Source organism: Planomonospora algeriensis (assembly GCF_977012225.1).
The window spans coordinates 1-214 of the sequence record NZ_CDRNDK010001203.1 but is presented as its reverse complement, the minus strand read 5'-3'; the positions used below and the strand labels follow the sequence as shown (position 1 = coordinate 214).

General features: G+C 71.0%; 1 protein-coding gene. It reads left to right on the top strand.

What is annotated here, in order from left to right; all coding sequences use genetic code 11:
- Positions 1-214: hypothetical protein (locus ACWJ6R_RS38425; RefSeq protein WP_449066860.1), on the top strand; the 214-nt coding region annotated here is incomplete at both ends.

Genomic DNA, 214 nt, shown 5'->3' with positions numbered 1-214 from the left:
GACCCGATCGAGGCGCAGGCGCTGATCGCGACCTATGGCCGGGAGCGGTCTGAGGCGCGGCCGCTGTGGCTGGGGTCGCTGAAGTCGAACATCGGTCACGCGCAGGCGGCGGCCGGGGTCGGTGGTGTGATCAAGATGGTGATGGCGCTGCGCCGCGGTGTGATGCCGCGGACGCTGCACGCCGAGGAGCCCAGTCCGCATGTGGACTGGTCGG